Raw genomic sequence first — 14,745 nt, forward strand, 5'->3', positions numbered from 1 at the left:
GTCACACACAGGGGGAAAATTGTCCGCGCAGCCCCGCACATACAGTTCCGACATCGAGGAGATATGTGAATCGCTTTCCTCGAAGAGCTACAACCTCATCCCCGGCGAGAAGGTGAAGGAAATCCTCCTCCGGCGTTCCGGGACCGCACTGGACGACCTGGAGCCCTTCCGGGAGAGCTGGTCCCGGATGCCCCTCGACGGTTACATGGCGGACGGCGGGCGCTACCGCCGCCGGCGGCACGCCACGCTGAGCGCGCCCCGGGCGAGCTCCGCCCACCGCGTCGAGCCGCACCAGCCGCACTACCAGGGCCTGGACTACAACAACCTCAACGGCGGCGTGGCCCGGCACTACGAGCCGTTCGAGGAGCGGTTCCTGCGCGGCCGCACGATGGACAGCCTGGTCACGCTGGGCTGTGACGTCTTCGGCCGCCTCGCCCCGTACTCGGCCTGGCACATCGAGGCCCACCAGTTCCGCATCGAGATCGACGGCGAGGAGGTCGGCCTGCCCACGCCGGAGGGCGTCCACCGCGACGGCGTCACCTTCGTCCTGATGGCGATGATCGGCCGCTCCAACGCCATCGGCGGCGAGAGCACCGTCTACAACCTGGAGAAGGAGCCGGTGGAGAAGTTCTCCCTCACCGACACCCTCGACGTGGCCCTCGTCAACGACGAGCGGGTCTACCACGGCGTCTCGCCCATCGAGCAGGTGGACCCCTCCGCCCCGGCCTCGCGCGACGTGCTGGTGATCACCTACCGTCACAAGCCCTGAGAAAGTCCGGCGCGCGGGTGCGGGGGGCCGTCCACCACGGCCCCCCGCACCCGCGTACCACCTGATCGAGAAGACGGGAAAATGGGTCAGCTAATCGCCGTTGCGGTCATCACCGTTCTGGCTGTCATCAGCCCCGGCGCGGACTTCGCAATGACCGTCCGCAACAGTTATCTGTACGGGCGGACCGCCGGTGTCCTCGCCGCTGTGGGAATTTCCCTCGGCGTTCTGGTCCACGTCACCTACACCATGCTGGGAGTGGGTCTCCTGGTGAGCCGGACGCCGGTGCTCTTCACGGTGATGAAACTGGTCGGCGCCGCCTACCTGGTGTACATCGGCTACAAGACCTTCGTCACCAAGGCCCAGGTGGACATCGACCTGTCCGGCGACGGCGGCCTCTCGAAGGCGGGGGCGCTGCGCACCGGCTTCCTGACGAACGCGCTCAACCCCAAGACGATGCTCTTCGTGCTGAGCACCTATACCCAGGTCGTCAGCGCCGACACCCCCGTCCTCCAGCAGGTCGGCTACGGCCTGTTCATGTCGCTGGCCCACCTGGTCTGGTTCGCGCTGGCCGCGCTGCTCTTCTCCAACCAGAGCCTGCGCACCCGGCTGCTGCGACGGCAGACGGTCCTCAACAAGGTCATCGGCACGGTCCTCGTCGGCCTCGGGATGGTGCTGGCGCTGACGCCTTCGGCGGCCTGAGGGCGAGGAGCCCGGAAGGACCGGGCCCCCGGGGCCGGACTCTCAGGCGGTCGAGACGCGTTCGACGCGCGGCCCGGCGATCGCGCGGTAGTCCTCGGTGGAGAGCGCGATCGAGCGGTCCAGCCTGGCCGCGTTGAAGTAGAACTCCGGGTGGACCAGCAGGTCGGGGTCCACGATCAGTTCGAGGCGCTCGTCGAAGGAGAACGGCAGGATGGTGCCGCTCGGGGAGCCCGCGAGCTCCTCCGCGATCTCCGGGGAGGCGAAGGAGACGTACGTGCCGCCGTACAGCGCCTTCACCGCCGCCAGGTCGATCCGCCGGTCGCCGGGGACGACGACGAGCGCGAACCGCTTCTCCTTCTTGCCGATCTTGACCATCGCGATGATGCACTTGGCCGCCCGGTCGAGCGCGTGGCCCCGCAGCGCGCTGACCGCCTCGGTGGCGCCTTCGGGGGCGTGCTCGATCACCCGGTGGGCGGCTCCGCGCTCCTCGAGCAGGGCGAGCAGCTTCCCGTACGTGTCGTGCGCGCCGTCCTCGGCCCCCTGTGCCGCCGGGGTTCCCACGGTGTCCGCGGCCATGCGGTCCTCCTTCTTTCGCTGTCTCAACTGGTTTCCGTCTCCGGCTCGTTGACCCTACGCCGGTGGTCGAGGTGGCGGAGCAGCGCGACACCCGGGCCGTCCAGTTCGTACAGCACCCGTACGCCCGCGCGGCGCCGCCGCGCCACCCCGGCGGCCACCAGCGCGGTGAGGTGCTCGGAGACGGTGCTCGGGGCGAGTCCGAGTTCCGCGGCCAGGTCCGAGGTGGTGGTGGGCACGACGAGACCGCGTACGACCCCGGCCCGGCTGCGGCCGAGCAGGATCTCCAGACCGTCGCCACGGGCGGGCGCGCCGCCCGGCCGGCCGGGCGGCCGGACGTCCCCGACGAGAACGGCGGCCCCCTCCGCCTGGTACGCGACGGCCACCGTGCCGTGCGGGTCGACGGCGAAGAAGGGGGCTCCCCGGCCGAACAACAGGGGGACGAGGACGAGCCGGGAGGCGTCGGGGACGGCGACCCGGCCGGACGGGCCGACGTGCGGCCGCAGGACGTCGCCGCGTCGCGACACCCGGCCGCGCAGGCCGGCGAGGAGCTGCTCGGGTCCCTGGGTCGCGAGGACGCGGGCACGGCGCAGGACGTCCTCCTCGGTCGCGGAGCGCAGCGACGCCGCGTACGGGCCGAGGGCGGCCCGCCAGTACCGCGGCAGGAAGTCGCAGAGTTCGGCGAGGCGTTCCCGCGGGTCCGCGTACAGCGGGCGCAGCCCGGGCGGGAGGCCCCGCGGCGACCACTGGTCCAGTTCCTCCCGGACCCTGTCGGGCGGGACGGCGCGGAGCGCGGCGAGGTCCTGCACCGGGTCGCCCGGGGACCGGTCGTCCGGGGCCGGGGAGGGGACGGGGAGGAGGAAGGAGGGGAGGGCGCCGCCGCGGACCTGGTACAGGTGGACGAGCCAGCCGGGGACGGTCACGTCGGCGCGCGTCAGGGAACGGCGGGCCGCCCGCTCCCAATGGGTGTACGGCCAGGGCGCGAGCCCCCGGTGCGAGGAGAGCTGTCCGATGCTGGCAAGGGTCTCCCAGAGCCGGCTGCCGGCGATCCGGACCGGTCCGCACCCGGCCCCGGGTCCCCGTAAGGGAATCTCGATCACGTGCACCCCCGTGCGCTCCACCGGGCGGTGGGGCGCGCACACGGTACCGGCCGGTAGGCCGCGGAGGGATGCCGCGGCCCCGGAGAATGTCAGGTCATCCTCCGCCGGTGCCCGGCCGCGCGGTCCCGGCCCGCCGTCCCGTCCTGCCGGGCTCTCGGCCCGTCACCGCCCCCACCGCCCGTACGAGCGCCTGGGCGCGCGGGTCCGCCGTGACCGTCTTGCGCATGCCGTTGGTGACGTACCCGAAGGCGATCCCGGAGTCGGGGTCCGCGAAGCCGAGGGAGCCGCCCCGGCCCGGGTGGCCGAAGGACGACGGGCCGAGGAGCGGCGAGGCCGGGCCGTGCAGCATGTGCCCGAGGCCGAAGCGGGTGCCGACGAGCAGCACGCGGTCCGGGCCCGCGGACTCCTCGGTACGGGCGAGGGCGAGCGTCTCCGGGGCGAAGAGGCGTCCGGCGCCGTCGACCGGGCCGAGGGTCGCGGCGTAGAAGCGGGAGAGGGCGCGGGCGGTGGCGACGCCGGCCGAGCCGGGGAGTTCGGCGGCACGGTAGACGGGGTCGTTCTCGTCGGGCTTCGGGTCGATGACGCCGAAGGCGCGGCGGGTGAGGGAGTCCGGGTCCCGGTAGGCCTCGGTGACCGCGCGCTTGGGGCGGAGCCTGAGCGCGCCGCTCCCGGCCGGTTCGACCTCCTCGACGGGCCCGATGCGGCCGACCCGGCGGGCCTCCGCGTCCGGCAGCCCGATCCACAGGTCGAGGCCGAGCGGGCCGGCGATCTCCTCCGCCACCCAGCGGCCGACGGTCCGGCCGGTGACCCGGTGGACGAGGCCGGAGAGCAGCCAGCTGAAGGTGTGGGCGTGGTAGCCGTGAGCGGTGCCCGGCTCCCAGGCGGGGGTCTGGGCGGCGATCGCGGCCGTCGCGGTCGGCAGGTCGGCGGCCTCGGCGAGGGTGAGCGGCCGGTCGAGGACGGGGACGCCGGCCCGGTGCGCGAGCAGGTCCCGTACGGTCGCGCGGTCCTTGCCCGCCGCCTTGAACTCGGGCCAGTACGCGGCGACCGGGGCGTCCAGGTCGAGCAGGCCGCGCTGGTGGAGGAGCAGGGGGACGGCGGCGGCGACGCCCTTGGTGGCCGAGCGGACGACCTGGGCGGTGTCCTCGGCCCAGGACGCCTCGCCGCCGGTGTCGGCGCCACCCGCCCGTACCGCCTCCCCGTCGGCGTCCTCGGGCCGGTGAGCCTCCCCGTCGGCGTCCTTGGTGCCCGCCCACAGGTCCACGACCTTCACGCCGTCCCGGTGGACCGCGACGGCCGCCCCGCGCTCGCCCCGCTGTTCGAAGTTGCGCAGGAACGCGTCCCTGACGGGCTCCCAGCCCGCCGCCACCGTGCCCCGGACGTCCACGTTCCCACTCCCTGCCGCTCCGCACTCCGACCCCCATGGTGCAACGCGGCACGCGGAGGGCCGATTCCGGGGCCCTCGGAACACCGGAGGCCGGGTCCTCGGAGGGGCTCAGACCACCGACCGCGGTACGAAGCCGAACGGCAGCTCCAGGCGGTGCCGGGCCATCAGCTCCCCGTCCGCGAGGAGCGCGCCGGTCGGCCCGTCGGCGGCGATGACGCCCTCGCTGAGCACCACCGCGCGCGGGCAGAGCTCCAGGGCGTACGGCAGGTCGTGGGTGACCATCAGGACGGTGACGTCCAGGGAGCGCAGGACGTCCGCGAGTTCGCGGCGCGAGGCCGGGTCCAGGTTGGAGGACGGCTCGTCGAGGACGAGGATCTCCGGCTCCGTGGCGAGGACGGTCGCCACGGCGACCCGGCGCCGCTGCCCGAAGGACAGGTGGTGCGGCGGCCGGTCCGCGTACTCCGCCATGCCGACCCGCTCCAGGGCCCGCCGCACCACGGCGTCCAGCTCGGCGCCGCGCAGCCCGGCGGCGGCCGGGCCGAAGGCGACGTCCTCGCGGACGGTCGGCATGAAGAGCTGGTCGTCGGGGTCCTGGAAGACGATGCCGACCTTGCGGCGGATCTCGGCCATGTGGGCGCGGCCGACCGGGAGCCCGGCGACGGTGACGGTGCCCGCGCCTCCGGTGAGGATGCCGTTCAGGTGCAGGACGAGGGTGGTCTTGCCGGCGCCGTTCGGGCCGAGCAGGGCGACCCGCTCGCCGCGCCCGACGGTCAGGTCCACCCCGAAGAGGGCCTGGTGGCCGTCGGGGTAGGCGTAGGCGAGGCCGCGCACGTCGAGGGAGGCGGGAGCAGTCGCAGGAGGGGTCACAGGGTCCGTCCCAGGAGGCAGATCAGGAGGGCGGCCAGCGGCAGCGCCGCGGCGTGCGCCCACTGGGCGCGGGTGGCGGTCACCTCGTCGAGGACCGGGATCGTACCGGTGTAGCCGCGGCTGACCATGGCCAGGTGGACCCGCTCCCCGCGCTCGTACGAGCGGATGAAGAGCGCGCCCGCGGACTTGGCGAGGACGCCCCAGTGGCGCACGCCCCGCGCCTCGAAGCCGCGCGAGCGGCGGGCGACGGACATGCGGCGCATCTCGTCGGTGACGACGTCGCCGTACCGGATCATGAAGGAGGCGATCTGGACGAGCAGCGGCGGCAGCTTCAGGCGCTGGAGACCGAGGAGCAGGGCGCGCAGTTCGGTGGTGGCGGCGAGGAGGACGGAGGCGGCGGTGCCGAGGGTGCCCTTGGCGAGGACGTTCCAGGCGCCCCACAGGCCGGGGACGCTCAGGGAGATCCCGAGGACCCGCGTCTGCTCGCCGGGCACGACGAACGGCATGAGCAGCGCGAACGCGACGAACGGCACCTCGACGAGCAGCCGTCGCAGCAGGAAGCCGGCCGGGATCCGGGCCCTCGCCGCCACGGCCGCGAGGAGCGCGGCGTACGCGGCGAAGGCCCAGACGGCCTCGCGGGGCGTCGAGACGACGACCACGACGAAGCCGAGGGCGGCGACGATCTTGGTGTGCGGGGGCAGCCCGTGGACCGGCGAGTGCCCGTGCCGGTAGAGCTTGTGGGCGTGGCCCGCACCCATGTCAGACGCTTTCCGCCGCGGCGGCGCGCCGGCGGCGGACGACCAGGAAGACGCCGGTGCCGACGGCCAGGGTGGCGCCCACGCCGATGACGCCGGCCAGGCCGCCGGAGAGGCGCTCGGCGGCGATGCCCCGGACGCCGTAGTCGGCGAGCGGGGAGTCCGCGGTGGCGTGCTCGTACGCGTCGGCCTTGGCGTCGATGCCCTGGTCGGCGGCGACCTTCTCCAGGCCGTCGGGGCTGGCGGAGGCGTAGAAGGAGACGAAGCCGGCGAGGACGAGGGCGGTGACGACGCCGCCGATCCACAGCTTCTTCGGGGAGCCGGTGGAGACCGGGGCGGCCGGGGCCGCGGGCGCGGCGTCGACCAGCTCGCCGTCCACCCGGAGCTTGAGCGGGGCGGTCAGGCCGCGCGCGCCGTACACCAGGTCCGGGCGGACGGCGAGGACCGCGCCGACGGTCAGCATGGTGATGACGGCCTCGCCGATGCCGATGAGGACGTGGACGCCGACCATCGCGGTGAGGACCTTGCCGACGGGGACGTCGGTGGTGCCGCCGACCGCGTAGACCAGGGTGAAGGCGGCGGCCGCGGCCGGTACGGAGACGAGCGCGGCGACGAAGGAGGCGAGGGTCACCGAGCGGCGGGTGCGCGGCAGGACCAGGACGAGGCCCCGGAAGAGCGCGTAGGCCGTGACGACGGTGACGACGCCCATGACGTTGATGTTCACGCCGAGGGCGGTGAGGCCGCCGTCCGCGAAGAGGACGCCCTGTACGAGCAGGACGACCGCGATGCACAGGACGCCGGTCCAGGGGCCGACGAGTATCGCGGCGAGCGCGCCGCCGAGGAGGTGTCCGCTGGTCCCGGCGGCGACCGGGAAGTTCAGCATCTGGACGGCGAAGACGAAGGCGGCGACGAGCCCGGCGAGCGGCGCGGCGCGCTCTCCCCCGTGGCCTTCGGCACGGGAGGCGCCCCCGAGCTCGCGGCGGGCCCCGCGCAGGCTGACGGCGACGGCGCCCGCGGCGACGACACCGGCGACGGCCGATACGGGGGCGTTGATGAATCCGTCAGGTACATGCACGTCGGCATGATGGATGCTCCTGCGAAGGGCTTGCAAGAGCGCACGGGTCACATCATGGCCGCACCTTCCCCCGCATGGGCCGTGCGATCACGGGGAAGAAGTGCCACATTGGCTTATAGAAGGACAAAACGTCAGGAGTCACTGATGGCCACCGCATCCGCCCCCGCCGTCGACGACCGTGCCAAGGGTCGGATCATCAGCGACGCCCCGCTCTCCCGGCCCGTCCCGGTGGCCCTCCGCTACGACCCCGGCCACTCCCCCGCGACCGTCCGGTTCGTCTTCCCCGGCGCCGTCGAGTGGTCCTTCCCGCGCGCCCTCCTGGAGAAGGGCCTGCGGAACCCGACCCGGCGCGGCGACATCGGCGTCTGGCCCTGCGGCCGGGTGCAGACGGTGGTCGAGTTCCACACGGAGGAGGGGGTGGAGGTGGTCCAGTTCGACACGGCCGCCCTGGTCCGCTTCCTGCGCCACACGTACTCCTCCGGTCCCGCCGGAGCCCCGGCCGCCTCCCGCGCGGCGGGCACGCGAACGCCGTCGGCGCGTCGCTGAGACGACGTGCCGACGGCGTCGGACGTACTGCCGAAGGCGCCGAGGACCGAAGGCGCCGAGGACCGAAGGCGTCAGACCTTCACGAGGTCCGGCCTCTCCTCCGAGCCGGTCCCGCCGACGTGCCCGGCGAGGCCCTCGCCCTCCACGTCCACGTTCGGCAGGACCCGGTCCAGCCACTTCGGCAGCCACCAGGCCTTGTGGCCGAGCAGCGCGAGGACGGCCGGGACGATCGCCATGCGGACCACGAAGGCGTCGAAGAGGACCGCGACGGCCAGGCCGAAGCCGATCATCTTGATCATCTGGTCGGTCATCCCGATGAAGCCGGAGAAGACCGCGATCATGATCACCGCGGCGGCGGTGACCACCCGGGCGCTGTGCCGGAAGCCGGTCACGACCGCCTCGCCGGGGCGCTCGCCGTGCACGTACGCCTCCCGCATCCGGGTGACGAGGAAGACCTCGTAGTCCATCGCGAGGCCGAAGACGACGCCCACCATGAAGATCGGCATCATCGACATGATCGGGCCGGTCTGCTCGACCCCGAAGAGGCTTCCGAGCCAGCCCCACTGGAAGACCGCGACGACCGCGCCGAGGGCCGCGACCACCGAGAGCAGGAAGCCGAGGGCCGCCTTCAGGGGGACGAGGACCGAGCGGAAGACCAGGGTCAGGAGCAGGAAGGCGAGGCCGACGACGAGGGCCAGGTAGGGCACCAGGGCGTCGTTCATCTTCTGCGAGAAGTCGACGTTCATCGCGGTGGCGCCGGTGACGAGGACGTCGTCGCCGGTGGCGTCGCGGATGTCGTGGACCAGGTTCTCGGTGGCGACGGAGGACGGACGGTCCTTCGGGACCACCGTGATCATCGCGGCGTCGCCGGCCTTGTTCGGGGTCGCCGGGGTGACGGCGGCCCAGCCGTCGAGCTTCTTGATCGTGGAGACGGTCCCGTCGGCGGTGGCCTTGTCGCCGTCCACGACGACGAGCAGCGGGCCGTTGAAGCCGGGGCCGAAGCCGTCGGACAGCATGTCGTACGCCCGGCGCTCGCTGGTGGAGACCGGCTTGGCGCCGTCGTCCGGCAGGCCCATCTCCAGGGAGGCGGCGGGCACGGCGATCGCGCCGAGGCCGAGGACGCCGACGAGGAGCACGAGCACGGGGCGGCGGATGACGAACCGGGCCCAGCGGGTGCCGCCGTTCGGCTTCTCCCCCTTGCCGCCCTCGCCCGCACCGGCCTCCGCGCCCTTGCGCTGCTTGCGGCCGACGACCTTGTCGCCGGCGAAGCCGAGCAGGGCCGGTATCAGGGTGAGCGCGATGAGGACGGCGATGACGACCGTGCCGGCGGCGGCGAAGCCCATCTTCGTCAGCATCGGGATGTTGACGACGGCCAGGCCGACGAGGGCGATGACGACGGTGAGTCCGGCGAAGACGACGGCGGAGCCGGCCGTGCCGGTCGCACGGCCCGCGGCCTCCTCCTTGTCGCGGCCCTCGGCCAGCTCCGCGCGGTAGCGGGAGACGATGAAGAGGGCGTAGTCGATGCCGACCGCGAGGCCGATCATCATCGCGAGGGTGGAGGTGGTGGAGCCGAGGTCGAGGACGTTGGCGAGCGCCGTGATCGAGGAGACGCCGATGCCGACGCCGATGATCGCGGTGAGCAGCGGGAGTCCGGCGGCGACGAGCGAGCCGAAGGTGATGACGAGCACGATGCCGGCGATGACCACGCCGACGATCTCGCCCGCGCCGGTCTCGGGCATGGTCTGGAGGGCGTCGCCGCCGACCTCGACCGTCAGGCCCTTGCCCTGCGCCTGCTCACCGGCCTGCGTCAGGGCCTCGCGCGTCTCGTCGGTCAGCTCCATGGCGTTGACCTTGTACGCGACGGAGACGTAGGCGGTGGAGCCGTTCTGCGAGACGGCTTGCGCGGTGTACGGGTCGGCGACCGAGACGATCTGGTCCGAGCCGGACCTGAGCGCGGCGACGGTCTCCTCGACGACGGCCTTGTGCGCCGGGTCGGTCACCTTCTGGCCCTCGGGGGCCTTGAAGACGACGCGGGCGGTGGCCCCGTCGGCTCCGGCGCCCGGGAAGCGCTCTTCGAGCAGGTCGAAGGCGCGCTGGGCCTCGGTGCCGGGGATCGAGAAGGAGCTGGAGGTGGCGGCGGGCGCGGTCGCGGCGCCGACGCCGGCGAGCGCGAGGAGCGCCACCCAGAGGAGGGCGACGAGCCGTCGGCGCCGGAAGGCGGAACGACCGAGCTTGTACAGGAACGTGGCCACGGGGGCGTACTCCCGGTGTTGAGGGACAGGGGCATGGGGAGCCGGCCCGACGGCGTGAGCGGCGCGACGTCAGGTGGAGAGGGTGGTGCCGGGGCCTCCGGAGGGGCGGCCCCGTGGGGCTCAGACGCCGAGTGCGGGGAACACGACGGCGTCGACGTAGGTGCCGAGGAACGCGTGGTCGACCGGCTGATCCTCGATCAGCGGGCGGGCGACGAACGCGCCGATCAGCATGTGCGGGACGAGCTTCAGCGCCGGGTTGGCGGCGTCGACCTCGCCCCTGCGGACCGCCCGGCGCAGCACTTCCTCGAAGCCGTTCATCTCGGGTTCGATGAGCAGTTCGCGCAGCGCCCGGTGCAGGTCGGGGTTGTCGTGGACGGCATGGGCCAGACCCCGCATCAGCGCGGAGTCCTTCTCCATCTGGCAGTCGTCGGTCCGTTCGAGCATTTCCCGGAAGTCGCCGCGCAGCGAGCCGGTGTCGATCTCGGAGAGGTCGGCCGGCTTGTTGGCGCGCAGCGCCCGGGCGACCAGCTCGGGCTTGCTCCCCCACTGGCGGTAGAGGGTGGCCTTGCTGGAGTGGGTGCGGGCGGCGACGGCGTCCATGGTGAGGGCGTCGTAGCCGACCTCGCGGAGGAGGTCGAGCACGGCCGCGTACAGCTCGGACTCCCGCTCGGGGGTGAGCCTGCTGCGTGCCATGCCGTGTCTCCTGCGCGGTGGATCGACAGAGTGCGAACGAAACGGTTTCGTACCGTACGAAGATAACCCCCGCCCCCAGCGAAACGAAACCGTTTCGTACGTGTTCTGAACCACACCCGGGACAGCACCCCGAAGACGCCCGCAAACACGTACGAGTTGCCACGCCTCCTCCGCGCGGAAAGCATGGGGAGGTGAGTGACGACGTCGCGTATCTCCGCTTTCCGCACCTCCACGACGACCTGCTGTGCTTCGCCGCCGAGGACGACCTCTGGGTCGCCCCGCTCCCGGCCGAGGGCGAGCGCCCCGGCCGGGCCTGGCGGCTCACCGTCGACCGGACCCGGGTCGGGCACCCGCGCTTCTCGCCGGACGGGCGCCACATCGCGTACACGAACTGGCGCAGCCTCGACCCCGAGATCCACCTCGTCCCGGTCGGCGGCGGGGCCGCCCGGCGGCTGACCTACTGGGGCTCCACCGACACCCGGGTCTGCGGCTGGACGCCCCCCGACAAGGACGGCCGCTCCGACATCCTCGCCGTCTCCTCGCACGGGCAGCCCTTCTCGTACTACTCCTGGGCCTACACCGTGCCCACCGACGGCACCCCGGGCCGCCGGCTGCCCTGGGGCCCGGTCTCCGACATCACCGTCACCGACGGGATCACCGCCCCCGACAACGAGGCCGAGCGGTGCACGCTCCTGCTCACCGGCAAGCCGCCGCACGAGCCCGCCGCCTGGAAGCGGTACCTGGGCGGCGCCACCGGCCGGCTCTGGCTGCACGGCAGGCGGCTGCTGGCCGACCTCGGCGGACACCTGGACTGCCCGATGGCCGTGGGGGGCCGGATCGCGTTCCTCTCCGACCACGAGGGCGTCGGCAACCTGTACTCCTGCCGGCCCGACGGCACCGACCTGCGCCGCCACACCGACCACGACGACTTCTACGCCCGGCACGCCTCCAGCGACGGGCGGCGGGTCGTCTACCAGTGCGCGGGCGAGCTGTGGACCGTGGACGCCCTCACCCCCAACTCCCGCCCCCGCCGCCTCGAAGTGCGGCTCGGCGGCCAGCGGGTCGGCCGGCGGTGCTACCAGGTGCCCGCCGCCCACCACATCGACTCGCTCTCCGTGGACGAGACCGGCCGGGCCAGCGCCGTCTCCGTCCGGGGCAGCCTGTACTGGCTGACGCACCGCGACGGCCCGGCCCGCACGATCATCGACTCCCCCGGCGTCCGGGTCCGGCTGCCCGAGATGCTCGGCAGCGGCGGCCAGGTCGCGTACGTCACCGACGCCGACGGCGAGGACGCCGTCGAGGTCGCGTACCTGCCGCGCGCCAGCGGCGACCGGCCCCCGCGCCGGCTCGCCTCCGGGGACCTCGGGCGGATCGAGGAGCTGGTGGCCGACCCGGACGGCGAACGGCTCGCCCTCGCCTCCCACGACGGCCGGCTCCTCCTCCTCGACGCGAGCGAGGAGTCCAACGGAGAGGTCACCGAGCTGATCCGGTCCGTCAACGGGCCCGTCCGCGACCTCGCCTTCTCCCCCGACGGCGACTGGCTGACCTGGTCCCACCCCGGCATCGGCCGCTCCCTGCGCTCGATCAAGATGGCCCGGATCTCCGGCCCCGGCGCCCGCACGGTCGTGGACGTCACCAACGGGCGCTTCGAGGACGAGAACCCGGTCTTCACCCGGGACGGGCGCTACCTCGCCTTCCTCTCCTGGCGCGGCTTCGACCCGGTGTACGACGTGCACACCGGCGACCTGTCGTTCCCGCTGGGCTGCCGCCCCTACCTCGTACCGCTCTCCTCCGCGACCCCGTCCCCGTTCGCGCTGCTCCCGGACGGGCGCCCGGCGGCCGGCGGCCTGGACCCGGCCGACGAGGACACGGCCCCGGCGGAGGGCACGGTGACGGTGGAGATCGAGGGCCTGGCCGAGCGGGTCACGCCGTTCCCGGTGGCCGCCTCCAAGTACTCCGCCCTGCACCCGGTCAGCGGCGGCGGCCTGGTCTGGCTGCGCTGGCCCATCTCGGGCGCGCTCGGCGAGACCTTCGCCAACCCGGCCGACACCTCGGGCCGCCCCACCCTGGAGCACTTCTCCATCACCAAGGCCCGCAAGAGCGAACTCGCCTCCGACCTGGACTGGTTCGCGGTCAGCGGCGACGGCACCCGGCTCGTCGTCGCGGACGAGGGCGAGCTGCGGGCGGTGCCCGCGACCGAGGCCGGGGACGGCGACTCGACCGTCTACCTGGACCTGCGGCGCATCCTCCACGAGGTCGACCCGGGCGCCGAGTGGCGGCAGGCCTTCGACGAGGCCGGGCGGATCGTCCGCGCCTACTTCTGGGAGCCCGGCATGGGCGGGGTCGACTGGACGGCGGTCCTCGACCAGTACCGGCCGCTGGTCGAACGGGTCGCGTCCCCCGACGAGTTCGCCGACCTGCTGCGCGAGGTGATGGGCGAGCTGGGCACCTCGCACGCGTACGTCACCCCCGCCCGCCGCAACGAGGGCCCGCCGCACTACCAGCGGCCCATGGGCCTGCTCGGCGCCAACCTCGTGCCCCGCGAGGCCGGCTGGACCGTGAAGCGGATCCTGCCCGGCGAGTCCTCCGACTCCAAGGCCCGCTCCCCGCTGGCCGGTACGGGCATCCGCGAGGGCGCCGTCCTCACCCACGTCGACGGGCGGCCCGTGGACCCGGTCACCGGGCCGTACCCGCTGCTCTCCGGCACCGGCGGCACCACCGTCGAGCTGACCTTCACCCCCGCCGAGGGCGAGGGGCGCGCCCGGCGCGTCGCCGTCGTCCCGCTCGTGGACGAGCGCCCGCTGCGCTACCAGGACTGGGTCGCCAAGCGCCGGACCGTGGTCCGCGAGCTCAGCGGCGGGCGCTGCGGCTACCTGCACATCCCCGACCTGGGCGGCTCCGGCTGGGCGCAGTTCAACCGGGACCTGCGCATGGAGGTCTCCCGGCCGGCCCTCATCGTGGACGTGCGCGGCAACGCGGGCGGCAACATCAGCGAGCTCGTCATCGAGAAGCTGACCCGCCGGATCCTCGGCTGGGACCTCACGCGCAACGCCCAGCCCGTCAGCTACGCCTCGAACGCGCCGCGCGGCCCCGTCGTCGCCCTCGCCGACGAGGCCACCTCCTCCGACGGCGACATGATCACCGCCGCGTTCAAGCTGCTCGGCCTCGGCCCGGTCGTCGGGCAGCGCACCTGGGGCGGGGTCGTCGGCATGACCGGCCGCCACCGGCTCGGGGACGGCACGCAGATCACGGTGCCGATGAACGCGGCCTGGTTCCCCGAGTACGGCTGGTCCCTGGAGAACCACGGCGTCGAACCCGACCTCGCGGTCCTGCGCACCCCCCTGGACTGGGCGGAGGGCCGCCACGCCCAGCTGGACGACGCGGTCCACGTCGCCCTCGCGCTCCTGACGGAGACCCCGGCGGCGAGCCCCCCGGCGTACGAGGACCTGCCGGACCGCTCCCGCCCGAAGCTGCCGCCGAGGCCGGAGGGCTGAGTTCCCCCGCCCCACCCCGTGCGCCGGGTCGAGTGCGCACGAGCACGGCCACGGGCGCCACCGCACGAAGAACCGGCGGCGGGCGCGCGGGAGTCGCGGACGGCGGCCGGGAACGCGCGGAGGCGCACCCGGTGATCCGGGTGCGCCTCCAATGCGAACCGGCGGACGTCAGGCCTGGCGGCCCTGGTTGCGGCGGTCCCGGACCTCCTGCTGGGCGCGGTCCTGCGCGTCCTGGGAGCGGTCGCGGCCCTGGGAGGCGCGCTCGGACGCTTCGTCCTTCGCCTTGCCCATGGCCTCCTTGGCCTGGTTCTTGATCTGCTCGGCCTTGTCCTTGAACTGGTCCTGCACGCCCATGGAAGTTCACTCCTGTGAGAGGTGTGGGGGAGGTCGGGGACGCGGTGTCCCCGGCCTCGATCAGCCTCGCACGAGCGAACATTCCGCGCATTTCGATCAGTTACGGACGGTGAGACCCGGAGGTCGGGCACGGGACCCGGGGGTCGGACGCGCGCCCCGGAGACCGGGATCGGGACCCGGG

General features: G+C 73.5%; 13 protein-coding genes. 4 read left to right on the top strand and 9 right to left on the bottom strand.

The annotated features are described in order from the left end of the window. Nucleotides 1-19 precede the first annotated feature (19 nt). Nucleotides 20-769, top strand: a complete 750-nt coding sequence (locus OO47_RS12345; RefSeq protein WP_051716138.1) for a 2OG-Fe dioxygenase family protein — start codon at nt 20-22, stop codon at nt 767-769. An 81-nt stretch (nt 770-850) separates the two neighbouring features. Beyond that, nucleotides 851-1,468, top strand: coding sequence for a LysE family translocator (locus OO47_RS12350; RefSeq protein ID WP_030216795.1), 618 nt, complete (start codon nt 851-853; stop codon nt 1,466-1,468). A 42-nt stretch (nt 1,469-1,510) separates the two neighbouring features. Here the strand turns inward: OO47_RS12350 and OO47_RS12355 are convergent, their stop codons facing one another. The 6 genes from OO47_RS12355 to OO47_RS12380 form a co-directional block, all read right to left on the bottom strand. Further along, entirely contained in the window at nt 1,511-2,044 is a 534-nt protein-coding gene (locus OO47_RS12355) for a YbaK/EbsC family protein (protein ID WP_051716139.1), read from the bottom strand. Nucleotides 2,045-2,067: 23 nt separating this feature from the next. After that, the gene (locus OO47_RS33965; RefSeq protein WP_158708653.1) at nt 2,068-3,141 is read right to left on the bottom strand and encodes an ArsR family transcriptional regulator; all 1,074 of its coding nucleotides are present in this window, start codon (nt 3,139-3,141) and stop codon (nt 2,068-2,070) included. A gap of 94 nt (nt 3,142-3,235) precedes the next feature. Further along, nucleotides 3,236-4,528: a serine hydrolase domain-containing protein gene (locus tag OO47_RS12365; protein WP_234323145.1), complete on the bottom strand. Its 1,293-nt coding sequence runs from the start codon at nt 4,526-4,528 to the stop codon at nt 3,236-3,238. A gap of 108 nt (nt 4,529-4,636) precedes the next feature. Then, entirely contained in the window at nt 4,637-5,395 is a 759-nt protein-coding gene (locus OO47_RS12370; protein ID WP_030216804.1) for an energy-coupling factor ABC transporter ATP-binding protein, read from the bottom strand. After that, on the bottom strand, nt 5,392-6,153 hold the full coding sequence (gene cbiQ / locus OO47_RS12375) for a cobalt ECF transporter T component CbiQ (RefSeq protein ID WP_030216807.1): 762 nt from the start codon (nt 6,151-6,153) through the stop codon (nt 5,392-5,394). Before cbiQ ends, OO47_RS12370 begins: the two co-directional genes overlap by 4 nt. A gap of 1 nt (nt 6,154) precedes the next feature. Next, the gene (locus OO47_RS12380; protein ID WP_030216811.1) at nt 6,155-7,225 is read right to left on the bottom strand and encodes an energy-coupling factor ABC transporter permease; all 1,071 of its coding nucleotides are present in this window, start codon (nt 7,223-7,225) and stop codon (nt 6,155-6,157) included. 144 nt (nt 7,226-7,369) lie between these two features. On the opposite strand from OO47_RS12380, the gene OO47_RS12385 reads away from it, so the two are divergent. After that, nucleotides 7,370-7,771 (top strand): SsgA family sporulation/cell division regulator, encoded by a 402-nt coding sequence (locus OO47_RS12385; protein ID WP_051716141.1) that lies wholly within the window; start codon nt 7,370-7,372, stop codon nt 7,769-7,771. Between the two features lie 71 nt (nt 7,772-7,842). Here OO47_RS12385 and OO47_RS12390 read toward each other — a convergent pair whose 3' ends face one another. Beyond that, nucleotides 7,843-10,023 (bottom strand): MMPL family transporter, encoded by a 2,181-nt coding sequence (locus tag OO47_RS12390; protein WP_030216817.1) that lies wholly within the window; start codon nt 10,021-10,023, stop codon nt 7,843-7,845. Between the two features lie 120 nt (nt 10,024-10,143). Then, nucleotides 10,144-10,716, bottom strand: a complete 573-nt coding sequence (locus tag OO47_RS12395; protein WP_030216820.1) for a TetR/AcrR family transcriptional regulator — start codon at nt 10,714-10,716, stop codon at nt 10,144-10,146. A 191-nt stretch (nt 10,717-10,907) separates the two neighbouring features. Here OO47_RS12395 and OO47_RS12400 point away from each other — a divergent pair, with 191 nt between their 5' ends. Continuing rightward, nucleotides 10,908-14,210 carry a S41 family peptidase gene (locus OO47_RS12400; RefSeq protein WP_030216822.1) on the top strand — a complete coding sequence of 1,101 codons (3,303 nt, stop codon included), beginning with the start codon at nt 10,908-10,910 and terminating at the stop codon, nt 14,208-14,210. Nucleotides 14,211-14,378: 168 nt separating this feature from the next. Here the strand turns inward: OO47_RS12400 and OO47_RS12405 are convergent, their stop codons facing one another. Further along, the gene (locus OO47_RS12405; RefSeq protein ID WP_030216824.1) at nt 14,379-14,564 is read right to left on the bottom strand and encodes a hypothetical protein; all 186 of its coding nucleotides are present in this window, start codon (nt 14,562-14,564) and stop codon (nt 14,379-14,381) included. Nucleotides 14,565-14,745: the final 181 nt, after the last annotated feature.

The organism is Streptomyces bikiniensis, from assembly GCF_000716625.1.
In the GTDB taxonomy this organism is placed as follows: Bacteria; Actinomycetota; Actinomycetes; order Streptomycetales; family Streptomycetaceae; genus Streptomyces; species Streptomyces bikiniensis.